This window comes from Leifsonia sp. Leaf336 (assembly GCF_001423695.1).
GTDB lineage: Bacteria > Actinomycetota > Actinomycetes > Actinomycetales > Microbacteriaceae > Leifsonia.
Map to the genome: position 1 here is coordinate 924,716 of NZ_LMOZ01000002.1, position 22,503 is coordinate 947,218.

The 22,503-nt window shown below is 67.5% G+C and carries 24 protein-coding genes; 20 read left to right on the plus strand and 4 right to left on the minus strand.

Annotated elements, in window-relative coordinates:
- The first annotated feature begins 88 nt into the window (after positions 1-88).
- Entirely contained in the window at positions 89-1,009 is a 921-nt protein-coding gene (locus ASF88_RS13225) for an ATP-binding cassette domain-containing protein (protein WP_055919163.1), read from the plus strand.
- Positions 1,006-1,800 carry an ABC transporter permease gene (locus ASF88_RS13230; RefSeq protein WP_055919164.1) on the plus strand — a complete coding sequence of 265 codons (795 nt, stop codon included), beginning with the start codon at positions 1,006-1,008 and terminating at the stop codon, positions 1,798-1,800. The genes ASF88_RS13225 and ASF88_RS13230 overlap by 4 nt, the downstream gene beginning before the upstream one ends.
- A gap of 78 nt (positions 1,801-1,878) precedes the next feature.
- On the opposite strand, the gene ASF88_RS13235 is transcribed toward ASF88_RS13230, so the two are convergent.
- Positions 1,879-2,511: an HAD family hydrolase gene (locus ASF88_RS13235; RefSeq protein ID WP_055919166.1), complete on the minus strand. Its 633-nt coding sequence runs from the start codon at positions 2,509-2,511 to the stop codon at positions 1,879-1,881.
- 79 nt (positions 2,512-2,590) lie between these two features.
- On the opposite strand from ASF88_RS13235, the gene ASF88_RS13240 reads away from it, so the two are divergent.
- The 13 genes from ASF88_RS13240 to ASF88_RS13300 all read left to right on the plus strand — a co-directional run bounded on the left by ASF88_RS13240 (position 2,591) and on the right by ASF88_RS13300 (position 13,485).
- Positions 2,591-3,379 (plus strand): L-threonylcarbamoyladenylate synthase, encoded by a 789-nt coding sequence (locus tag ASF88_RS13240; RefSeq protein WP_082519007.1) that lies wholly within the window; start codon positions 2,591-2,593, stop codon positions 3,377-3,379.
- Between the two features lie 4 nt (positions 3,380-3,383).
- Positions 3,384-4,643, plus strand: a complete 1,260-nt coding sequence (locus tag ASF88_RS13245) for an MraY family glycosyltransferase (RefSeq protein WP_055919170.1) — start codon at positions 3,384-3,386, stop codon at positions 4,641-4,643.
- Positions 4,640-5,149, plus strand: a complete 510-nt coding sequence (locus tag ASF88_RS13250; RefSeq protein WP_055919172.1) for a hypothetical protein — start codon at positions 4,640-4,642, stop codon at positions 5,147-5,149. The genes ASF88_RS13245 and ASF88_RS13250 overlap by 4 nt, the downstream gene beginning before the upstream one ends.
- Positions 5,150-5,320: 171 nt before the next feature.
- Entirely contained in the window at positions 5,321-6,118 is a 798-nt protein-coding gene (atpB, locus tag ASF88_RS13255) for a F0F1 ATP synthase subunit A (protein WP_055919175.1), read from the plus strand.
- Between the two features lie 51 nt (positions 6,119-6,169).
- Entirely contained in the window at positions 6,170-6,391 is a 222-nt protein-coding gene (gene atpE / locus ASF88_RS13260) for an ATP synthase F0 subunit C (RefSeq protein WP_055919180.1), read from the plus strand.
- 31 nt (positions 6,392-6,422) lie between these two features.
- Positions 6,423-6,989 carry a F0F1 ATP synthase subunit B gene (locus ASF88_RS13265; RefSeq protein ID WP_055919181.1) on the plus strand — a complete coding sequence of 189 codons (567 nt, stop codon included), beginning with the start codon at positions 6,423-6,425 and terminating at the stop codon, positions 6,987-6,989.
- Positions 6,989-7,780 (plus strand): F0F1 ATP synthase subunit delta, encoded by a 792-nt coding sequence (locus ASF88_RS13270; protein WP_055919183.1) that lies wholly within the window; start codon positions 6,989-6,991, stop codon positions 7,778-7,780. The genes ASF88_RS13265 and ASF88_RS13270 overlap by 1 nt, the downstream gene beginning before the upstream one ends.
- 23 nt (positions 7,781-7,803) lie before the next feature.
- On the plus strand, positions 7,804-9,441 hold the full coding sequence (gene atpA / locus ASF88_RS13275) for a F0F1 ATP synthase subunit alpha (RefSeq protein ID WP_055919186.1): 1,638 nt from the start codon (positions 7,804-7,806) through the stop codon (positions 9,439-9,441).
- A gap of 26 nt (positions 9,442-9,467) precedes the next feature.
- Positions 9,468-10,367: a F0F1 ATP synthase subunit gamma gene (locus tag ASF88_RS13280; protein WP_055919187.1), complete on the plus strand. Its 900-nt coding sequence runs from the start codon at positions 9,468-9,470 to the stop codon at positions 10,365-10,367.
- 25 nt (positions 10,368-10,392) lie between these two features.
- Complete coding sequence (gene atpD / locus ASF88_RS13285; RefSeq protein WP_055919189.1) at positions 10,393-11,856, plus strand: F0F1 ATP synthase subunit beta; 1,464 nt, start codon at positions 10,393-10,395, stop codon at positions 11,854-11,856.
- A gap of 2 nt (positions 11,857-11,858) precedes the next feature.
- Complete coding sequence (locus ASF88_RS13290; RefSeq protein WP_055919192.1) at positions 11,859-12,119, plus strand: F0F1 ATP synthase subunit epsilon; 261 nt, start codon at positions 11,859-11,861, stop codon at positions 12,117-12,119.
- A 1-nt stretch (position 12,120) separates the two neighbouring features.
- Positions 12,121-12,678 carry an AAA family ATPase gene (locus ASF88_RS13295; protein WP_055919194.1) on the plus strand — a complete coding sequence of 186 codons (558 nt, stop codon included), beginning with the start codon at positions 12,121-12,123 and terminating at the stop codon, positions 12,676-12,678.
- Positions 12,679-13,485 (plus strand): YaaA family protein, encoded by an 807-nt coding sequence (locus tag ASF88_RS13300; RefSeq protein WP_055919200.1) that lies wholly within the window; start codon positions 12,679-12,681, stop codon positions 13,483-13,485. It begins immediately after the preceding gene.
- Between the two features lie 324 nt (positions 13,486-13,809).
- On the opposite strand, the gene ASF88_RS13305 is transcribed toward ASF88_RS13300, so the two are convergent.
- Both ASF88_RS13305 and ASF88_RS13310 read right to left on the minus strand, forming a co-directional pair.
- The gene (locus ASF88_RS13305; protein WP_082518956.1) at positions 13,810-14,457 is read right to left on the minus strand and encodes a DNA-3-methyladenine glycosylase I; all 648 of its coding nucleotides are present in this window, start codon (positions 14,455-14,457) and stop codon (positions 13,810-13,812) included.
- Complete coding sequence (locus tag ASF88_RS13310) at positions 14,454-14,951, minus strand: methylated-DNA--[protein]-cysteine S-methyltransferase (RefSeq protein WP_055919203.1); 498 nt, start codon at positions 14,949-14,951, stop codon at positions 14,454-14,456. The genes ASF88_RS13305 and ASF88_RS13310 overlap by 4 nt, the downstream gene beginning before the upstream one ends.
- A 131-nt stretch (positions 14,952-15,082) precedes the next feature.
- Between ASF88_RS13310 and ASF88_RS13315 the strand changes: the two genes are divergently transcribed.
- From ASF88_RS13315 to ASF88_RS13330, 4 genes are all read left to right on the plus strand, one after another.
- Positions 15,083-16,054 carry an aldo/keto reductase gene (locus ASF88_RS13315; RefSeq protein ID WP_055919206.1) on the plus strand — a complete coding sequence of 324 codons (972 nt, stop codon included), beginning with the start codon at positions 15,083-15,085 and terminating at the stop codon, positions 16,052-16,054.
- Between the two features lie 83 nt (positions 16,055-16,137).
- Positions 16,138-16,773, plus strand: a complete 636-nt coding sequence (locus ASF88_RS13320; protein ID WP_055919209.1) for a TetR/AcrR family transcriptional regulator — start codon at positions 16,138-16,140, stop codon at positions 16,771-16,773.
- A gap of 11 nt (positions 16,774-16,784) precedes the next feature.
- Positions 16,785-18,518, plus strand: coding sequence for an ABC transporter ATP-binding protein (locus ASF88_RS13325; RefSeq protein WP_055919212.1), 1,734 nt, complete (start codon positions 16,785-16,787; stop codon positions 18,516-18,518).
- Positions 18,515-20,509, plus strand: coding sequence for an ABC transporter ATP-binding protein (locus ASF88_RS13330; protein ID WP_055919215.1), 1,995 nt, complete (start codon positions 18,515-18,517; stop codon positions 20,507-20,509). Before ASF88_RS13325 ends, ASF88_RS13330 begins: the two co-directional genes overlap by 4 nt.
- An 11-nt stretch (positions 20,510-20,520) precedes the next feature.
- On the opposite strand, the gene ASF88_RS13335 is transcribed toward ASF88_RS13330, so the two are convergent.
- On the minus strand, positions 20,521-21,303 hold the full coding sequence (locus ASF88_RS13335) for a DUF1206 domain-containing protein (protein WP_055919218.1): 783 nt from the start codon (positions 21,301-21,303) through the stop codon (positions 20,521-20,523).
- 109 nt (positions 21,304-21,412) lie between these two features.
- Here ASF88_RS13335 and nusA point away from each other — a divergent pair, with 109 nt between their 5' ends.
- A complete protein-coding gene (gene nusA, locus ASF88_RS13340; protein ID WP_055919221.1) occupies positions 21,413-22,420 on the plus strand; it encodes a transcription termination factor NusA in 1,008 nt (335 codons plus the stop codon).
- The last annotated feature ends 83 nt before the right edge of the window (positions 22,421-22,503 follow it).

A 22,503-nucleotide genomic window follows, 5' to 3' on the forward strand; every position in this document is an offset into this window, starting at 1 on the left:
CCCATCCTAGAACTGTGTATCACTTAAACGAAAGCGTATGCGCCATAAACAGTTTGCTATCTACACAGAACACGAAAGGAACCGGACCATGACAGCACCGGCGATCGCGGTGGCGGGACTGCGTAAGTCCTTCGGCACGCAGACCGTCCTCGACGGGGTCGACCTGCACGTCGAGCGGGGGAGCGTGTTCGCGCTCCTCGGCCCGAACGGAGCAGGCAAGACCACCGTCATCAACATCCTGAGCACACTCGTGGCGCCCGACGCGGGCACCGTAAAGGTGTGCGGACACGACGTCGTGCACGACCCTGACGGCGTCAAGGAGTCCATCAGCCTGACCGGGCAGTCCGCGGCCGTGGACGAAGTGCTCACCGCCGAGGAGAACCTGCGCATGATGGCCAGGCTCTCCGGATTCGACCGGGCAGGGGCCGCCGAGCGCGCGAGGGAGCTGATCGACGGCTTCGACCTGCGCGACGCCGCCCGCAAGCGCGTCAAGACCTACTCGGGAGGCATGCGGCGCCGGCTCGACCTCGCGCTCAGCCTGGTCGCGACGCCGCCCGTCATCTTCCTCGACGAGCCGACCACCGGGCTCGACACCCGCAGCAGGCAGGCGCTGTGGGGGATCATCCGCGACCTCGCCGAGCGGGGCACCACCATCCTCCTCACCACCCAGTACCTCGAGGAGGCCGACCAGCTCGCCGACCGGATCGCCGTCCTCGATCACGGTCGCGTCGTCGCCGAGGGCACCGCGGTCGAGCTGAAGGCGCGCGTGGGCGGGGAGGTCGTGGAGCTGCGCGACGCGAGCGACGAGGTCGTCCGCGAGCTCCCTACCGACGGAACGGTCGAGGGGCTGCGCGACGCGATCGACCTTCTCGATGCGTCGGGCGTCCCCGGGGCCTCCATCGCCATCCGCAAACCGAGCCTCGACGACGCGTTCCTGATCCTCACCGGGAGCGCCGCCGACGCCCGGACCGACACCCGTCCCGAGCTCCAGAAGGAGGCCGTCCGATGAGCACTCTCGCCGTCACCACCCCGTCCCGCCGCGTCGGCGGCGCCACCGCCGCCGCGGTGTTCATCGGCCGCAGCGTGCGTCACTCGCTGCGCAACGTCGAAGCCCTCACGATGGCCATCGTCCTGCCGGTGATGCTGATGCTCCTCTTCACCTTCGTGTTCGGAGGAGCGATCGACTCCCAAGGCGACTATGTCGACTACGTGGTGCCCGGCATCATCCTGCTCTGCGCCGGCTTCGGTGCCTCCAGCACCGCGGTCGACGTCGCGGAGGACATGAGCAACGGCATCGTCGACCGGTTCCGGACCATGCCCCTGCGGGCCGGCGGCGTCGTCACCGGTCACGTCGTGGCGAGCCTGCTGCGCAACCTCCTCGCGACCGGGGTCGTGATCGGGGTCGCCCTCGCAGTGGGCTTCCGGCCGACGGCGAATCTGCTGGAGTGGCTCGGTGCGCTCGCGATGGTCGCCCTGTTCATCCTGGCGATCACGTGGCTGTACGCGGCGATCGGCATCGCCGCGGCCAACCCGACGGCAGCGAGTGGCTACGGCTTCGCGCTGCTGTTCGTGCCCTACCTGTCGAGCGCGTTCGTCCCCACCGACACGATGCCGAGCTGGCTCCAGTGGATCGCGCAGAACCAGCCGATCACCCCGATCATCGAGACGATCCGCGCGTTCCTGTTCGGCCGTGACCCCGGGAGCGACCTGTGGTGGGCGCTGGGCTGGTGCACGCTGATCATCGTCGGCGCTTACGTCTGGGCCGCCTGGCTCTTCCGGCGCAAGGCAGGGCGTCGCTGATCGGGTCCACGGCTTCGTACCGCTGACTCGTCGTCCACCGTCGCCGGCGCCTTCTCCGCAGAAGGCGCCGGCGGCGGCTCAGCGCTCGCGCTCTGCGAACGCGTGGATCGCCGCCACCATGCCCGCAGTGTCGAAGGAGCCGTCGGCGTTGCGAGTGAAGTGATGCGCGTGCATCCCGGCCTCTCTGGCGCCTTCGACGTTCGCGAGCGAGTCGTCGAACAGGATGGCGTTCTCTGGCTCCACGCCGAAACGGCCGAGCGCGCGGGTGTAGATGCGGCGCTCGGGCTTGCGCGCACCCAGCACGGCGGAGACGAGGTCGTTGTCGCGGAGCACGTCCACGATCTCGGGCGTGAGGACCGGAAGCGAGTCCTTGAACGGGATCGGGTTGTTCGACAGCAGCGACACCGTGCCCAGACCGGCCGCCGTGTGCAGGGCGGCGATCGAGCCGTCGATCCTCGTCATGGCGGCCTTGCGGGCGTCCTGCCACTGGGCCAGTGTCAGGCGGGCGCCGGTCACCTCGGCGAACGCGTCCAGATACTCGTCGCTGGTGGCGTACTCGCCGATCTCCGCCGCCCGCTCGTGGCCGCCCGCCCACCAGGTCGAGGCCAGCCGGTACTGACTGACGCCCCCGAGCTCGGCCAGGCGGGGGAGTCGCTTGTGGAAGTCGTAGTCGTAGAGGGTCTTGTCGCAGTCGAAGAAGTAGACGTCCATCGTGACCAGTATCGTCCCGCACGGTCACCCGCGCGGTCGCAGAGAACCTTGCAGTCCCTCAACTATCATGGGTGCCGTCATGGCTCCCATCTACGACTGCTCCGTCGATTCCGAACTGCTCACCGGCATGCGCCTCGCCCGCGGGGCGATCGGCCGCGGCGAGCTGGTCGTCATCCCCACCGACACCGTCTACGGCGTCGCCGCCGACGCGTTCAGCCCCGCTGCGGTGCAGCGGCTCCTCGACGCCAAGGGGCGGGGCCGGCAGTCGCCGCCTCCCGTTCTAGTGCCTGGCATCCCCACGCTGGCCGCCCTCGCCGAGCACGTGCCGGCCGAAGTGGAGGCCCTCGTCGCCGAATTCTGGCCCGGCGGCCTGACCATCGTCCTGCCGGCAGCGCCCTCACTGGTCTGGGACCTCGGTGAGACCCGCGGAACCGTCGCGCTCCGCATGCCACAGGATCGCATCGCGCTCGAGATCCTGTCCGAGACGGGCCCGCTCGCCGTGTCCTCCGCCAATCTGACCGGGCGCCCTGCCGCACGCACGGCGGCCGAAGCGGAGGCCATGCTCGGTGACTCCGTCTCCGTCTACCTCGACGGGGGAGAGGCGGGGACCGCCTACGAACGCGTCGACGGCAGGGACTCCTCGTCCACGATCGTCGATGCGACAGCGCTCGCCTCCGGTGCGGGCAAGCTGCGCATCCTCCGTCACGGTGTGATCACCGCGGAGCAGTTGCGCGCTGTCGTCGGCGACGCGCTCGCGGACGAGTCGACCGACTCCACCGAGTCGACCGACTCCACCAAGACGACCGACGTCATCGGCACGACCGACACCGCCGAGCGCGCAGGCGTCGACGCTCCCGCGGACACCTGAGCCCGTGACCCTCTTCCTCGCACTCGCGCTCATCTCGGCCGTGATCACGTTCGGGATGTCGCTGGTGGTCTACCGCCTCGCGATGCGGTTCAAGCTGTATCCGAAGATCCGCGAACGTGATGTCCACACCCGGCCGACCCCGCGGCTCGGCGGCGTCGCGATGTTCCTCGGCATCCTCGTCGCGTTCGGGGTGTCCTGGCTGCTGTCGAGCCAATTCGGCGTGCTGTCGCTGATCTTCTCCGACGCGGGACCGATCGTCGCGATCCTCGGCGCCTCACTCCTCATCGTCGTGCTCGGAGTGGCCGACGACCTCTGGGACCTCGACTGGATGACGAAACTCGCAGGCCAGTTCGTGGCTGCGGGTCTCGTCGCCTGGCTCGGGGTGCAGATCTATTCGCTCCCGATCGGCGGTCTCACCGTCGGCTCCCCGGTGATGAGCATCGTCATCACGCTGTTCGCGATCGTGCTGGTGATGAACGCGATCAACTTCATCGACGGTCTGGACGGGCTCGTCGCCGGCGTCGCGCTCATCGCCAACGGCACCTTCCTCGTCTACACCTACCTCCTGCAGCGCGAGATCAGCCCGCAGAACTACTTCAGTCTCGCCGGCGTCATCGCGGCGATCCTGGTCGGTGCATGCGCCGGCTTCCTGCCGCTCAATTGGCATCCGGCGAAGATGTTCATGGGCGACGCCGGCGCGCTCCTGATCGGCCTGCTCATGGCGACCTCCGCGATCTCCGTCACCGGCACCATCAACCCGGAGGCGCTGCAGACGCTCGGCAAGTCGTCGCTGGTGCCGGCGTTCATCCCCGTCACCATCCCGTTCGCCGTGCTCGTTATCCCCCTGCTCGACTTCGGTCTCGCCGTCATCCGTCGACTGCGAGCGGGCAAGTCGCCGTTCAGCGCCGACCGCAAGCACCTGCACCACCGTCTGCTCGACATGGGACACACGCATCTGCACGCCGTGCTGATCTTCTACGCCTGGACAGCGGTGCTCTCGATCGGCTGCCTGCTGTTCTTCTTCGACCCCTACTGGATGGCCATCGTCTTCGTCGCGATCGGCCTGGTGATCTGCACCGCCATCACCCTGGCTCCGCTCAGCCGCCGAAAAGCCAACGAGGCCGCCGCCGAACTCGCCCCCGCCGGGAGCAGGGAGGCCGAGGAGACGGCCCGCTACGACCAGCTCGACGTCGCAAGCGAGGGCGTCCGCGTCCCGGCCGCACGAACGACTTCCACCGACACCCCGACCGAGGAGACCCGATGACCGACCACCAGGACGGGACGCCCGCCCCGCGGCCGGACCAGCCCGCGCAGCGCCCGACGCCCCAGCAGCCCACCTCGACCCCCGTCCTGAAGGACGCGCTCAAATACGGGGTGATCCTTGCCGGTGCCATCGCCGTCGTCGGGATGGTTCTCGGCGGGATCTTCGCCGGCTGGATCGGAGTGACGAGCGCGCTCATCGGCACGCTCATCGCCGCGGTGTTCCTCGGGATCACCGCGCTCAGCATCCTGATCGCCAATCGCTTCATCGGATCCGACCTCTATGTCGGCATCTTCTTTGGAATCGTCCTCGGCGGCTGGATCCTCAAGTTCGTCCTGTTCATCGTGCTCGCGATCGTGCTGCGCGACCAGCCGTGGATCAATCCCGTCGTGCTCTTCCTGAGCCTCATCGCTGGCGTGATCGGGTCGCTCGTTGTGGACATGATCGTCGTCTTCCGGTCCCGCATCCCGTATGTCAGCGACGTGACGTTGCCGGGCGAGAAGCGTTGAGCCGTATCCGATTCGTTACCGGTTGAAAACTCTTGTAGAGTTGTCAGTGATTCCCCACCCGTACGCGCCCGAAGCAACACCGGCGCGCGAGCGCGGGTGTCCACCGTTCGTCGTCGCGAGAGCTTTCAGCTCGACGCCCCGAAACAGGAGATAGCGCTGTTAGCTAACGCTGTGAACCTGCTGGTCCAGGCCGCAAGCTCCGATGATGGAAGCTTCCACGGCCCGTCGATCAATGAGTTCTTCCCACCGGCCATTTTTTCCATCGGTGGCTTCGAGGTCAACCGGATCATGCTGGTCCGTTTCATCGCCGTCGTCGCGCTCCTTCTGGTGTTCTGGCTCGGCACACGCCGCATGCGTGTCGTTCCCGGTCGCTTCCAGTCGCTCGTCGAGATGGGCCTGGACCTGGTCCGGGTGAACATCGCGGAGGACCTTCTGGGCCGCAAGGACGGCCGGCGGTTCCTCCCGATCCTCACCACGATCTTCTTCATGGTGCTGTTCATGAACCTGACGGGTGTCATCCCGTTCCTGAACATCGCGGGCACCTCCGTCATCGGTGTGCCGCTCGTGCTCGCAGCGGTCTCGTACATCACCTTCATCTACGCCGGCGTCAAGAAGAGCCCAGGGGGCTTCTTCAAGAACGCGCTGTTCCCGGCCGGCGTGCCGAAGGCCATCTACATCATCGTGACGCCGATCGAGTTCATCTCGACCTTCATTCTGCGGCCGATCACCCTGACGCTCCGACTCATGATGAACATGATCGTCGGGCACATGCTGCTGGTGCTCTTCTTCAGTGCGTCCGTGTTCTTCACGTTCGCACTCGGCCAGGGCTGGATCGTCCTCGGCATCGGAGCGCTCGGGTTCGGCTTCATCTTCACTCTCTTCGAGATCCTGGTGGCCGTCCTCCAGGCCTACGTCTTCGCGCTGCTCACGGCTGTCTACATCCAGCTCGCAGTCGCCGAGGAGCACTAATTACGGTTCGCGCATCCGCACGAACCGCCATCACGGAAGGAAACACATAACGTGGACATCGCTGCAATCAACGGCAACATCGCCACCGTCGGTTACGGCCTCGCCGCCATCGGCCCGGCCATCGGCGTGGGTATCGTCGTCGGCAAGACCATCGAGGGCGTCGCCCGTCAGCCCGAGCTGGCCGGCCGTCTCCAGGTCCTGATGTGGATCGGTATCGCGTTCACCGAGGCGCTCGCGTTCATCGGTATCGCGACCTACTTCATCTTCCAGTAATCCTCCTCATCTCTCTCAATAAGGAGGAACGATGATCAACGGTGTGATCCGCGCCGCTACGGAGGGCGAGACGATCAATCCGCTCATCCCGCAGTGGTATGACATCGTCGGGTCGCTGATCTGCTTCGTCGTCATCCTGATCTTCTTCTGGATCTACGCGCTGCCGCGCATGCAGAAGCTCCTGGATCAGCGTGCCGAGGCGATCGAAGGCAACATCGCGAAGGCCGACGAAGCTCAGCACAAGGCCGAGGCGCTGCTCGAGGAGTACACCGCCCAGCTCGCCGACGCGCGGGCCGAGGCGGCCAAGATCCGCGAGACCGCACGTACCGACGGTCAGCAGATCGTCGCAGAGGCCAAGGACAACGCAGCGGCCGAGGCTGCCCGCGTGACCGCCACCGCCCAGGCCCAGATCGAGGCAGAGCGCAAGTCCGCTCTCGTCTCGCTGCGTGGCGAAGTGGGCTCGCTCGCGATCGACCTCGCCTCCGGCGTCGTCGGCGAGGTGCTCACGGACGACAAGAAGGCTCAGGCGATCGTCGACCGGTTCCTGGCCGACCTCGAGTCCAGCGAGAAGGCCGAGAAGGCAGGGTCGAGCAACTGATGGGAAGCGCCTCCAGAGAAGCACTGGCCCGATCCGTCTCGGCTCTCGCCGGGCTCGGGTCCAAGGCCGATCTGGCGACGGCTGAAGACCTGTTCGCCGCAGGACGAGTCGTCGCCGACTCCGCCCAGCTCCGTTCGGTCCTCGGTGACCCTTCGGCTTCGGCGGAGGGCAAGACCGCGCTCGTCGAGCGCGTCTTCGCCTCGCTCTCCGCTCCCGCGGTTCAGCTGCTGACAGTCGTGGCGGGCGAGCGCTGGTCGAACCAGAACGACCTCCTCGGCGCGATCGAAGAGCTCGGAATCCGAGCGATCGCCGCGTCGTCGCCTCGCAACGTGGACATCCCGGGCGAGCTCTTCGCGTTCGGAGGCGCCGTGACCTCCGATGCCGGGCTCGAGCTCGCGCTCCGCAGCAAGCTGGCGGCGCCGGAGGCCAAGGCACAGCTGGCGGAGCGCCTGCTCGCAGGCAAGGCCTCCAAGCAGACCGTCGCGATCGTGCGTCAGCTGGTCCTCCAGCCGCGCGGACGCAGCGTCCGCGAATCGCTGCGCGAGGCCGCACGCATCGTCGCCGCGCAGTACGACCAGAAGATCGCGACCGTCGTGACGGCGATGCCGCTCCCGGCCGAGCAGGCCGAGCGCCTCCGTGCGAGTCTCGCCGCGAAGTACGGCGATCTCAAGCTCAACGAGGTGGTCGATCCGTCGATCCTCGGCGGCATGCGGGTGCAGATCGGCGACGACGTCATCGACGGAAGCGTCTCGTCGCGCCTCACCGAACTTAGACTTCAGCTGGCGGGCTGACCGCCCCAACATAGGGAATTACGATGGCAGACATTCAGATCAGCCCCGATGAAATCCGGGACGCGCTCAAGGACTTCGTCTCGAAGTACGAGCCGACCACCGCAGAGACGGTCGAGGTCGGACACGTCCTCGACGCCTCCGACGGCATCGCGCACGTCGAGGGCCTCCCCGGCGTGATGGCCAACGAGCTCATCCGCTTCGCGGACGGCACCCTGGGCCTGGCGCAGAACCTCGACGAGAACGAGATCGGCGTCGTGGTCCTCGGCGAGTTCGACCAGATCGTGGAGGGCATGGAGGTGACCCGCACCGGCGAGGTCCTCTCCGTCCCGGTCGGCGACGGCTACCTCGGCCGCGTGGTCGACCCGCTCGGCAACCCGATCGACGGTCTCGGCGAGATCGCCACGGAAGGCCGCCGCGAGCTCGAGCTCCAGGCACCCGGCGTCATGCAGCGCAAGTCGGTGCACGAGCCGCTCCAGACCGGCATCAAGGCGATCGACGCCATGATCCCCGTCGGCCGCGGTCAGCGCCAGCTGATCATCGGCGACCGCCAGACCGGTAAGACGGCCATCGCGATCGACACGATCATCAACCAGAAGGCCAACTGGGAGTCGGGCGACGTCAACAAGCAGGTGCGCTGCATCTACGTCGCCATCGGCCAGAAGGGCTCGACCATCGCTTCGGTGAAGGGCGCGCTCGAAGACGCCGGCGCGATGGAGTACACCACCATCGTCGCGGCCCCGGCCTCCGACCCGGCCGGCTTCAAGTACCTCGCCCCCTACACCGGCTCGGCCATCGGCCAGCACTGGATGTACGGCGGCAAGCACGTCCTCATCATCTTCGACGACCTGTCGAAGCAGGCCGAGGCCTACCGCGCCGTCTCGCTCCTCCTCCGCCGTCCGCCGGGACGCGAGGCCTACCCGGGTGACGTGTTCTACCTGCACTCCCGCCTGCTGGAGCGTTGCGCCAAGCTCTCCGACGAGCTGGGTGCCGGTTCGATGACCGGTCTGCCGATCATCGAGACCAAGGCGAACGACGTCTCGGCGTACATCCCGACCAACGTGATCTCGATCACCGACGGCCAGATCTTCCTGCAGTCCGACCTCTTCAACGCCAACCAGCGTCCCGCGGTCGACGTCGGAATCTCGGTCTCGCGAGTCGGTGGTGATGCGCAGGTCAAGTCGATCAAGAAGGTCTCCGGCACGCTCAAGCTCGAGCTCGCCCAGTACCGCTCGCTCGAGGCGTTCGCCATGTTCGCCTCCGATCTGGACGCCGCCAGCCGCCGCCAGCTCGCCCGCGGCGCCCGACTGACCGAACTGCTCAAGCAGCCGCAGTACTCGCCGTTCCCCGTCGAGGAGCAGGTCGTCTCGATCTGGGCCGGCACCAACGGCAAGCTCGACGAGGTCGCGGTGGAGGACATCCTCCGCTTCGAGGCCGAGCTGCTCGACCACCTGCGTCGCAACACCGACATCCTCACCACGCTGCGCGAGACCAACGTTCTCGACGACGACACGGTGTCGAAGCTGGGCGAAGAGGTCGACAAGTTCAAGCTCGAGTTCCAGACCGGCGAGGGCAAGCCCCTCGCATCGGTCGGACGCGAGGAGTTCGAGGCCAGCGCCGAAGAGGACGTCAACCAGGAGCGCATCGTCAAGGCGAAGCGCTGAGCACGGATAGGTACTGAGGAAGACACATGGGAGCACAGCTTCGGGTCTACCGGCAGAAGATCAAGTCTGCCCAGACGACCAAGAAGATCACCCGTGCCATGGAGCTGATCTCCGCCTCACGCATCCAGAAGGCACAGGCGCGAGTGGCAGCCTCCACGCCGTACGCCCGCGCGATCACGCGCGCGGTGTCGGCGGTGGCGACCTATTCGAACGTCGAGCACGTCCTCACCACGGAACCCGAGAAGATCGAGCGCGCTGCGATCGTCATCTTCTCGTCCGACCGTGGTCTCGCGGGCGCGTTCAACTCGAACGTGCTCAAGGAGTCGGAGAAGCTCGCCGAGCTGCTGCGCAGCCAGGGCAAGGAGGTCGTCTACTTCTTGGTCGGACGCAAGGCGCAGGGCTACTTCAGCTTCCGGCGCCGCGCATTCGAGCGGGTGTGGACGGGTAACACGGACAGCCCGGAGTTCGAGCAGGCCAAGGAGATCGCTGACGCGATCCTCGAGTCCTTCCTGCGCGACGCGTCCGACGGTGGCGTCGACGAGATCCATGTCATCTACAACCGCTTCGTGAGCATGCTGACGCAGGAGCCGCAGATCGTGCGCCTGCTTCCGCTCGAGGTCGTCGAGGGCGTCGAAGAGCCGGACCGCACGCAGGTGCTGCCGCTCTACGAGTTCGAGCCGGATGTGAACACCGTGCTCGACTCGCTCCTGCCGGTGTACATCGAAAGCCGCATCTTCAACGCGATGCTGCAGTCCGCCGCCTCCAAGCACGCGGCGACGCAGAAGGCGATGAAGGCCGCCAGCGACAACGCCGACAAGCTCATCACCGACTACACGCGACTGGCCAACAACGCCCGCCAGGCGGAGATCACCCAGCAGATCTCCGAGATCGTCGGCGGCGCGGACGCGCTGAGCTCGGCAAATTAATCGTCCAAACGAGAGAGAACGAATCATGACTACCGCTACCGCCGAAGCCCAGGCTTCGACCGCGCAGCCGGCCGGCGTGGGACGCATCGCCCGCGTCACCGGTCCGGTCGTCGACATCGAGTTCCCGCACGACTCGATCCCGGGCATCTACAACGCCCTGAAGACCACCATCACGATCGGCGAGCAGTCGACCGAGATCACGCTCGAGGTCGCACAGCACCTCGGCGACGACCTCGTCCGTGCCATCGCCCTGAAGCCCACCGACGGCCTGGTCCGTGGAGGCGAGGTCCGCGACACCGGTGCCCCGATCTCCGTGCCGGTGGGCGACGTCACCAAGGGCAAGGTGTTCAACGTCACCGGTGATGTGCTCAACGCCGAGCCGGGCGAGACGATCGAGATCACCGAGCGCTGGCCGATCCACCGCCAGCCCCCGGCGTTCGACCAGCTCGAGTCGAAGACCCAGCTGTTCGAGACCGGCATCAAGGTCATCGACCTGCTCACCCCGTACGTCCAGGGTGGCAAGATCGGCCTCTTCGGTGGCGCGGGCGTCGGCAAGACGGTCCTCATCCAGGAGATGATCCAGCGCGTCGCGCAGGACCACGGCGGTGTGTCGGTGTTCGCCGGTGTCGGCGAGCGTACCCGTGAGGGCAACGACCTCATCCACGAGATGGAGGAGGCGGGCGTCTTCGACAAGACCGCGCTCGTCTTCGGCCAGATGGACGAGCCGCCGGGAACGCGCCTCCGGGTCGCCCTGTCGGCGCTAACGATGGCGGAGTACTTCCGCGACGTGCAGAACCAGGACGTCCTCCTGTTCATCGACAACATCTTCCGCTTCACGCAGGCGGGCTCCGAGGTGTCGACCCTGCTCGGCCGCATGCCGTCCGCGGTCGGCTACCAGCCGAACCTCGCCGACGAGATGGGCCAGCTCCAGGAGCGCATCACCTCGACGCGCGGTCACTCGATCACGTCGCTGCAGGCGATCTACGTCCCCGCCGACGACTACACCGACCCGGCGCCGGCGACCACGTTCGCGCACCTCGACGCCACGACCGAGCTCTCCCGCGAGATCGCGTCGAAGGGCCTGTACCCGGCCGTCGACCCGCTGACCTCGACCTCCCGAATCCTCGACCCCCGATACCTGGGCGCCGACCACTACCGGGTGGCCACCACGGTCAAGCAGATCCTCCAGAAGAACAAGGAGCTGCAGGAGATCATCGCCATCCTCGGTGTCGACGAGCTGTCGGAGGAGGACAAGATCACGGTGTCGCGTGCGCGCCGGATCCAGCAGTTCCTCTCGCAGAACACCTACATGGCGAAGAAGTTCACGGGCGTCGAGGGCTCCACGGTCCCGCTGAAGGACACCATCGAGTCGTTCGACGCGATCGCCAAGGGCGAGTTCGACCACGTGGCCGAGCAGGCCTTCTTCAACGTCGGTCCGATCTCCGACGTCGAGGAGAAGTGGGCGCAGATCCAGAAGGAGAACGGCTGAGCATGGCTGTCCTCAACGTCAGCGTCGTCGCGGCCGACCACGAAGTGTGGTCGGGTGAGGCGAGCATGGTCGTGGCACGGACCGTGGAAGGGCAGATCGGTATCCTGCCCGGCCACGAGCCGCTCCTCGCCATCCTCGCTCAGGGCGAGGTGCGGGTGACCCTCAATGGAGGCGAGTCGATCGCGGCGCAGGCCGACGACGGCTTCCTCTCCGTCGAGAACAACACCGTCACCATCGTTGCCCGTCAGGCCGAGCTCGTCTGATATGCCCGACAAGGCAGCCCCGCTCGACCGGCAGTTCGGAGACGTCCGCGTCCCCGTCCTCGTCGTGACGGCGGGGCTTCCTGGTTCGGGCAAGTCCACCATCGCGGAGATCGTCGCGGGCCGGCTCGGCGCCACGGCGATCTCGGTGGACCCGATCGAGGCCGCGATCCTCAAAGCCGGCATCGATGCCGACCAGCCGACCGGACTCGCCGCCTATCTGGTGGCCGAGCGGATGGCCGAGCAGGTGCTGATAAGCGGTCAGTCGGTGATCGTCGACGCCGTGAACGCCGTGGAGCCGGCACGACTGCAGTGGCGCGGCCTCGCGGAGCGCTGCGGCGTGAAACTGAGTGTGATCGAGACCGTCTGCTCCGACGCGGAGCTCCATGAGGAGCGGCTCGCCAAGCGCACCGGCTTGACCGCCGCCTACGCGGTGGAGCAGAGCATCGACGAGTACGCGGAATGGAAGGGCGCAGCCGCGTCGCTTCCCCGCATCACGCTCGACACGTCCCGTCCCCTGGGCGAGAATGTCGACGCAGCATTCGCCTTCCTGGAGCGCTGAGTGCTCCTTCTCCTTCCTCCGTCGGAGACCAAGCGCGACGGGGGAGCGGACGTCCCGCTCGCCTTCGAGCCACTGGGATTCCCTGCTCTGACCTCCACGCGGTCCGCCGTCGTCGACGAGACGGTCGCGATGAGCGCGTCGCCGGACGCCGCGGCACGGGCGTTGAAGCTCGGGCCGAAGCACGCGGCCGCCGAGGTGGAACGCAACCGGGTCCTGCGATCGGCGCCGACTCTGCCTGCTCTGCTGCGGTATACGGGAGTGCTCTACGACGCGCTGGACGCCGATTCCTTCACGGCTGACCAGTGGCGCTTCGCGGCCGAGAGCGTCGCGGTGCAGTCCGCCCTGCTCGGGCTGGTGCGCGCCGCGGACCCGATCCCGGCGTATCGGCTGTCGTTCGACTCCCGGCTCTCGACCTCGCTCAAGAAGCGGTGGAGCGCTGTGTGCGCCGAGGAGCTCGCGTCGGTCGACGGTGTCATCCTCGACCTGCGCTCCGAGGGCTACGCCGCCCTCGGCCCGCTGCCGGCGCGGGAGGGCGCACACTACCTCCGGGTGCTCGCGCGCGACGAGAGCGGCACGGTTCGCGCGCTGAACCACTTCAACAAGCAGGCCAAGGGCCTCTTCACCCGCGCGCTCGTCGAGCACGGTGAGCATTTCGACTCGACGGACGAGTTGCTGGGCTGGGCGAAGGGGGAGGGCTATGAGCTCAGCCGCTCCGCCGACCGTGCCGGCGAACTCGATCTGGTGGTGCCCGAGGTGACCGGCACACCCGGCAAGCTCACCGCGGTGCTCCGAGCTTCAGTACGCTGACACTCAGCCGGCTGAGAATGCGCTGCGCGGCGTGTCCGGTAGTGGTGCTCGGAGTGTAAGTGAGATAAACTCAACTCACAAGAGAGAGGGGACACCTCACCGAGGTCGCGCGCCGTGAGGCGATTCGACCTCCCATATGCCAGTCGGGTCGGCACGCTGATCGCAGGCACTCCATTCGGACGTGTCTGTTGCCGGAGCCGGTGTGGCGGCTGCACAGTGATTCCGCCTGCGGTCGGGCACGAGCGGACGCGCCGCCACCAGCGAGAACGGTTCCATTGATCGCGACCGCCGGCCCGACTCCTCTTGTGCCCAGTGTCCCGCCGATCAGCGCCCCGCGCGGAAACAGCCCGCGAAGTGGTCGTCGACCATTCCCGTCGCCTGCATGAGCGCGTACATCGTGGTCGGGCCGACGAAGCGGAAGGCCCGGCCCCTGAGCTCCTTGCTGAGAGCTGTCGACTCGGCGGTCACGGCGGGTACATCGCCCCAGGCTCGTGGCCGCTCGCGCGCGCCGCGGGGAGCGAAGCCCCACATGAGCTCGTCCAGGGGCGCGTCGAGGGCCAGCGTCGCCTTCGCGTTCGAGATGGTGGCCTCGATCTTGCCGCGATGGCGGATGATCCGTTCATCGCCCAACAGGCGCTGCACGTCGCTCTCGGTCATCGCCGCGACACGCGCGGGGTCGAACCCGTGGAAGACCTCGCGGAAGGCGGGCCGGCGCCTCAGGATGGTGATCCAAGAGAGCCCCGCCTGAAATCCTTCGAGGCAGAGCTTCTCGTACAGTGCGCGCGGATCGTGCTGCGGCGTGCCCCATTCCTCGTCGTGGTAGCGACGGTACTCGGCGTCGTTCGCCGACCACGAGCAGCGCGCCACCCCGTCGTCGCCGACCACGACAACGGACCGGGTGGGTGCGGCAGCCGGCGTCGCAGGCGACGCGGACGGGGACGGGGACTCGGGATGCTGGTCGGTGGAGGTCATGCGGCCAGCGTGATCCCCTCGTGCTCCAGGAGCCAGAGCTTGGTGGGGATGCCCTCCCCGCCGCTGTAGCCGGTGATCTTGCCGGACGACGAGAGCACGCGATGGCAGCCGATGATGATCGGGACGGGGTTGGCGCCGACGGCACCGCCGATGGCTCGCCCGTAGCCGGGCCGCCCGATCGCGAGACCGAGTTCGCCGTAGGTGGTGAGCGTGCCGTACTCGAGCCCCGAGAGCCGTTCCCACACCGCGGTGCGGAAGGGCGTTCCCGTTAGCTGGACCGGGATGTCGAACGTGCGCCTCGTGCCCGCGAAGTACTCCTCGAGTTGAGCGGCAGCGTCGTCGAGTACGGCCGAGCTGCGTTCGGGGTGATCGTCGAACGGGAGCACGTCGTCGCGTGCGATCGACAGCGAGGTGACCGCCTCGTTGTCTGCGGTCAGCTCGATGCGGCCGACCGGGCTCGGAATGCGGAGAAGGTACGAGAAGGAACTGCTCATGGGTCGACTCTAGGGCCGGCGTCCGACACTCACTCGCGGAAATCGGACATGGGGGATAAGTCGTTCGCGCGGTGCGCTGTGGAGGAGTTCGCGATTCGGTCGCGGGCGATGCGCTGCCTAGACTCGACGGCATGGCGAACATCGAATACCGCACTCTCGGACCTTCGGGCCTGATCGTCTCGACGATCGGTCTCGGCTGCAACAACTTCGGCCGCGCCGGCACGGCCACCGAGACGCAGGAGGGCACCGATGCCGTCATCGGCGCGGCGATCGATGCCGGAGTGACGTTCTTCGACACGGCCGACATCTACGGCAAGGAGCGCGGGCTCTCCGAGACCCTGATGGGCAAATCGCTCGAGGGCAAGCGCGATCGAATCGTCCTCGCGTCGAAGTTCGGAATGGACATGGCCGGCACCAACGGCCCCGACTGGGGCGTGCGCGGATCGCGCCGCTACATCCGGCTCGCCGTGGAGGCCTCCCTGCGCCGCCTGCGCACCGACTGGATCGACCTGTACCAGCTGCACCGTCCCGACCCGTCGACGCCCATCGAGGAGACGCTCGCGACCCTCGACGACCTCATCACCGAGGGGAAGATCCGCTACATCGGCCACTCGAACCTCGCCGGCTGGCAGATCGCGGAGGCGGAGTTCACCGCCCGTCTCGCCGGGCACCCGCGGTTCATCTCGTCGCAGAACGAGTACAGCCTCCTGGAGCGCGACGCGGAGCGCGAGGTGCTGCCGGCGGTCAACTCCTACGGACTCGGGTTCCTGCCGTTCTTCCCGCTCTACAACGGGCTTTTCACAGGAAAGTTCAGCCGTTCGGGCGGCCCTGCCGACAGCCGCATCATGATGCAGCGCAAGCACCTGCTCGAGGGAGCGCCGTGGGACGCGATCGAGCAGTACCAGCGGTTCTGCGACGAGCGCGGTGTCACGATGCTCGCCGCGACCTTCGCCTGGCTGCTCGCCCAGCCGGGCCTCACCAGCGTCATCGCGGGCGCCACCCGTCCCGAGCAGATCGTGGCGAACGCCGAGGCGGCCACGTCGTGGTCGCCCACGGCCGACGAACTGGAGACCATCTCGGGCTTCTTCCCGCGCCCGAGCTGAGCTTCGGGGAGTCGTTCGCTCAGGGCGAACAGAATTCGCGTTGTGAGTGAGCACTCACTCCGCTTACCATTTCGTTCGTGGAGATGAGTACGGAGGCCGATCAGGAGGCCGACCAGCCGGCGCGTACGCGCGCGCAGCCGCTCGCGCCCGAGGACCGCAAAGCGATGATCATCGACGCCGTGATCCCGCTGCTCGTCGAGCATGGCCGCGGGGTGACCTCCCGCCAGATCGCCGACGCGGCCGGCATCGCCGAAGGCACGATCTTCCGCGCGTTCGGCGACAAGGAGACCCTCGTCCAGGCGGCCGTCGAGAAGTACCTCGACCCGGAGCCGCTGCGCGAAGCCCTCCGTTCGATCGACCCCGCCCTGTCGCTCGAGAGCAAGGTCAGGGCGATCGTCTACCTCCTGCGCGAACGGTTCACGAGCGTCATGCGGATCATGGCGGTCGTCGGTCATCAGCGGCCTCCCGTGCCGCAGGAGCGCACCGAGTTCGCTGCCATCATCGCCCAGATCCTCGCGCCGGAGGCCGACGACCTCAACTGGCCTCCGGAGCGCGTCGCGCACATCCTCCGCCTCATCAGCTTCTCGTCTGCGTTCCCCGCCTTGAACGACGGAATCGAGTTCAGCGTCGACGACCTCGCCCGGATCGCCCTCGTCGGCGTCGCCGGCCGGCCGTTCGCGATCTACACACCCACGACAGCCGCCGATGCGGCAGAGTAGGGAGAGCCACGATGCTCCTGAAACTCCTCGGCCGGTTCCTGCGGCCGCACTGGCCACTGCTCGTCGGGGTGGTGGTCTTCCAGGTCGCGCAGTCGCTCCTCTCGCTGTGGCTTCCGACTCTGAACGCCGACATCGTCGACAACGGCATCGCCAAGGGCGATACCGGCTACATCCTCTCGACCGGTGCTGAGATGCTCGGGATCACGATCGTCCAGATCGCGTGCGCGATCACCGCCGTCTACTTCGGGGCGAAGGTGGCGATGCTGGTCGGCCGCGACCTCCGCGGTGCGATCTTCCACCGCGTGGGCGAGTTCTCCGAGCGGGAGGTCACCCACTTCGGCGCTCCGTCGCTGATCACCCGCAACACCAACGACGTGCAGCAGGTGCAGATGCTCGTGCTGATGACCTGCACCCTGCTGGTCTCCGCGCCGATCCTGGCCATCGGCGGGATCATCCTCGCGATGCGGCAGGACATCCAGCTGTCGTGGCTGATCGCGGTGAGCGTGCCCGTCCTGCTGATCGCGGTGAGCATCATCATCGTCAAGATGGTCCCGCTCTTCCGCAAGATGCAGGAGCGGATCGACCGGGTCAACCGCGTGCTGCGCGAGCAGTTGACGGGCATCCGCGTCGTGCGGGCGTTCGTCCGCGAGGAGGTCGAGACCGCGCGCTTCACCGTCGCCAACGACGAGGTGACCGACACCGCGATCCGCGCGGGCCGACTGTTCGCGCTGATGTTCCCGATCGTGATGCTGGTGCTCAACGTCTCCAGCGTCGCGGTGATCTGGTTCGGAGCCTTCCGGGTCGCCGACGGGTCGATTCAGATCGGCACCCTGACGGCGTTCCTGCAGTACCTGATGCAGATCCTCATGGGTGTCATGATGTCCACGATGATGGCCGTCCTGGTGCCGCGCGCGGCCGTCTGCGCCGACCGCATCAGCCAGGTCCTGCGCACGGAGCCGTCGGTCGCCATCGCGGCGAACCCGGTCACCGAAGTGTCGGCGACGGGCACGGTCGAGTTCGTCGGTGTCGGCTTCTCCTACCCCGGGGCCGAGCAGCCGGTGCTCAACGACGTGACCTTCTTCGCGGAGGCCGGCAAGACCACCGCGATCATCGGCAGCACCGGCGCGGGCAAGACCACGCTGATAAACCTCATCCCGCGGCTGTTCGACGCCACGAGCGGGATCGTCCTGGTCGACGGAGTGGACGTCGCCGAGCTGGACCCCGAGCTGCTGTGGTCGCGGATCGGTCTGGTGCCGCAGAAGCCCTACCTCTTCTCGGGCACGGTCGCGAGCAACCTCCGCTACGGCAACCCGAAGGCCACGGACGACGAACTCTGGCGCGCCCTCGAGATCGCGCAGGCCAAGGGATTCGTCGACGAGATGCCCGAGAAGCTGGACGGCCCGATCGCCCAGGGCGGCACGAACGTCTCGGGAGGCCAGCGGCAACGGCTCGCGATCGCCCGCGCCCTCGTGAGCCGGCCGGAGATCTACATCTTCGACGACTCGTTCTCGGCGCTCGACACCGCGACGGACGCGCGCCTCCGGCAGGCGCTGGCGCGCAACGAGGCCGACGCCACAATGATCGTCGTCGCCCAGCGCGTGTCCACCATCGTCGACGCCGACCAGATCATCGTGCTCGACGGCGGCCGGGTCGTTGGTCGCGGAACCCACGCCGAGCTCGTCGAGAGCAATCCCACCTACGCCGAGATCGTCTCGTCGCAGCTGACCGCGGAGGAGGCGGCATGAGCCGCGACGACGGCGCCCGTGGGGGCGCGACGACACAGGCGCCGGTCCGCACCCCGGTGCGACGCGGTCCGGGAGGAGGCGGTCCGTTCGGCGGGATGACGATGCCGGGCGACAAGTCGATGAACTTCGGGCCGTCGGCGAAGCGGCTCGGCCGACGCCTTCGTCCGGAGATGGTCGGGATCGTGTTCGTGACGCTCCTCGCCGTCGTGAGCGTGTTCTTCGCGGTGCTCGGGCCGAAACTGCTCGGCAACGCGATCAACCTCGTCTTCGCCGGCGCGATATCGTCGCATCTCCAGGCCGGGCAGACACAGCAGGAGGCGATCGCGAACCTGCGTGCGCACGGCCAGGGCCAGCTCGCCGACCTCGTCTCCGGGACGACGCTGACGCCGGGCGCAGGCATCGATTTCGCCGCGGTCGGCCACGTCCTGATGTGGGTCCTCGCCCTGTATATCGCGTCGTCGGTGTTCAGCTACCTCCAGGGCTACGTCCTCAACGGCATCACGCAGCGCACGGTGTACCGCCTTCGGCAGGACGTGGAGGCCAAGATCCACCGCCTCCCGCTGACCTACTTCGACAAGATGCAGCGGGGCGAGCTGCTCAGCCGCGTCACGAACGACATCGACAACATCTCGCAGACCCTTCAGCAGACGCTGAGCCAGCTGCTGACCTCGTTGCTGACGGTGATCGGGGTGACCGTGATGATGTTCGTGGTCTCGCCGCTGCTCGCCGTGATCGCGCTGGTCACCATCCCGCTCACGCTGCTGGTGACGACACTGATCGCCAAGCGCTCCCAGAAGCTGTTCGTGGCGCAGTGGCGCAACACGGGGGAGCTCAACGGACAGATCGAGGAGGCCTTCACCGGCCACTCGCTCGTGAAGGTGTTCGGCCGTCATCGCGAAGTGGAGGAGCGGTTCCGCCAGAAGAACCAGGAGATGTACCAGGCGAGTTTCGGGGCGCAGTTCATCTCCGGCCTGATCATGCCGTCGATGATGTTCGTCGGCAACCTGATGTACGTCGCCATCGCCGTGGTCGGCGGCCTCCAGGTCGCCAACGGCGCGATGCAGCTCGGCGATGTCACCGCCTTCATCCAGTACTCGCGCCAGTTCACCCAGCCGCTCACGCAGCTGGGCTCGATGGCGAACCTCCTGCAGTCCGGGGTGGCCAGCGCCGAGCGCGTGTTCGAGCTCCTCGACGCCGACGAGCAGAGCGCCGACCCGGTCGATCCGGCGAACCCGGAGGGCACGCGGGGGCGGCTCGCCTTCGAGGACGTCTCGTTCCGGTACGAGCCGGACGTTCCGCTCATCGACGACCTCTCCCTGGTGGCCGAGCCCGGCCAGACCGTCGCGATCGTCGGCCCGACCGGCGCGGGCAAGACCACGCTGGTCAACCTGATGATGCGCTTCTACGACCTCGACTCCGGCCGGATCACCCTCGACGGTGTCGACATCGCCTCCATGACCCGGCACGACCTCCGGGAGCGGATGGGGATGGTGCTCCAGGACACCTGGCTGTTCAAGGGCACCATCCGGGAGAACATCGCGTACGGCCGCCCCGACGCCACCGAGGACGAGATCCTCGACGCCGCCAAGGCGACCTACGTCGACCGGTTCGTGCGCTCGCTGCCGGACGGCTACGACACGGTGCTCGACGACGAGGGCTCCAACGTGTCCGCCGGCGAGAAGCAGCTGCTGACGATCGCGCGGGCGTTCCTCGCGCGGCCGAGCGTGCTGATCCTCGACGAGGCGACGTCCTCGGTCGACACACGCACGGAGCTGCTGGTGCAGAAGGCGATGAGCGCTCTGCGCGCCGACCGCACGTCGTTCGTGATCGCCCACCGGCTGTCCACCATCCGCGACGCCGACCTGATCCTCGTGATGGAGGCCGGGAGGATCGTGGAGCAGGGCACGCACTCCGAACTGCTCGCGCGGGGCGGGGCGTACTACACGCTCTACAACGCGCAGTTCGCGGCGCCGGCCGAGGAGGAGGCGTAACCCGTCATCCGCTAGAGCCTCGCCCGGACCGCGCGCACGCACCAGAACAGCCCGTAGGCGAGGAGCCCGAGCGCGATCGCGACGAGCAGGAACACGCCGAACGGGACGCTCGCCAGTGCCTTGAGGCTGCCGTCGAGCCCCGCGGCCTTCGAGGGGTCGAAGGTGATCGCGCCGGCGATGACGAGACCGCCGACGAGCAGGAGGGCGACGCCCTTGGCGATGTAACCCACCCTCCCGAGGACGGTGATCGTGCCCGCCCACCGGTCCGGCGGCAGCTTGAGGTCGCGTTCGAACCGGTGGGTGATGCCATTGCGTAGGAACCCGATGCCGACGACGGCGATCACGATCCCGACCAGGGCGAGAACGAAGACGCCACCGGGTAGTCCGAGGAGCTTCGCGCTCAGGGACTTCTCGGTCGAGGAGGAGTTGTGGCCGCCACCCGTCGCGATCGAGATCGTGAGGGCGGCCAGGCCGGCGTAGACGACCGACTTGATGATCTCGAGCGCCGTCGTGCCGGCGCTGCGGGCCGTGATGGCGACGAGGATCTGCCAGATCGCGAGCACGATCAGGCCGACGACGATCAGCCACAGCACGAAGACGCCTCCGGGCGCCGCGGCGATCGCCTGGAGCGCCCCGGACTGGTCGGCGTTGCCGCCGGCACCGAACGCCACCGCCAGCGCGATGACGCCGATGAGGATGTGGAGGAGGCCGATGGAGGCCAGGCCGACGCGGGTGAGGACACGCACTGTCGTGCTGTGTTCGAGCCGAGACGCTGTTCGGGTGGGTGCGCTCATGCCATGCACGGTACGCGGGGTCCCGGCTCACCGGAATCTCGGGTACCGTTGAGAGCTGAGTCCGCCGCGCCGTCGCGCGGCGGCGAAGATCTGAATAGAGGAGGCCGGCATGGACATCGACCTCAGCGTCTTGCGTCTCATGGAGCGCGAGAAGGAGATCCCGTTCGACGAGCTTGTGCAGATCATCGAGCAGGCCATCCTGACCGCGTATCTCAAGCACACCAACCAGGCCGACCACCGCCACGGGCACTCCGACCAGCCGCCCGCTGCGCGCGTGCACCTGGACCGCAAGACCGGGCATGTCACCGTCTACGTTCCCGAGCACGACGACGAGGGAAACGTCATCGGCGAGGCCGAGGACAGCCCGAGCGACTTCGGGCGCATCGCGGCGTTCGCAGCCAAGCAGGTGATCAACCAGCGGCTCCGCGACATCGCGGACGACGCGGTGCTCGGCGAGTTCCGCGGCCGCGAGGGCGACATCGTCGCCGGCGTCATCCAGCAGGGCCCCAACCCGCGCATGGTGCACATCGACCTCGGCAGCGTGGAGGCCATCCTGCCGCCCGAGGAGCAGGTGCCCGGCGAGGAGTACACCCACGGTTCTCGCATCCGCGTCTACGTCACCAGCGTCGCCAAGGGCGCCAAGGGGCCGTCGATCACGGTCTCGCGCACGCACCCGGCGCTCGTCCGTAAGCTGTTCGCGCTGGAGGTCCCCGAGATCGCCAGCGGCATCGTCGAGATCGTCTCGCTCGCCCGGGAGGCCGGCCACCGAACCAAGATCGCCGTCCGTGCGACGGAGCCCGGCGTGAACGCCAAGGGCGCCTGCATCGGCGAGCTCGGCCAGCGCGTCCGCGCCGTGACGGCGGAGCTGAACAACGAGAAGATCGACATCGTCGACTACTCGCCCGATCTCGCGACCTTCGTCTCGAGCGCACTCTCGCCGGCCAAGGTGACCAGCGCCTTCGTGATCGACGAGTCGCTCAAGGCGGTGCGTGCACTCGTCCCCGACTACCAGCTGTCGCTGGCCATCGGCAAGGAGGGGCAGAACGCGCGGCTCGCAGCGAAGCTGACGGGCGCGAAGATCGACATCCAGCCCGACTCGATCCTGGACGACAAGTAGTAGAGGAGGAGGGGACATTCAGGGAATGTTCGCCCTCCTCAGAGCGTTGGACACGGTGCGGCAGTCCGTCCTGATTCGGCGCA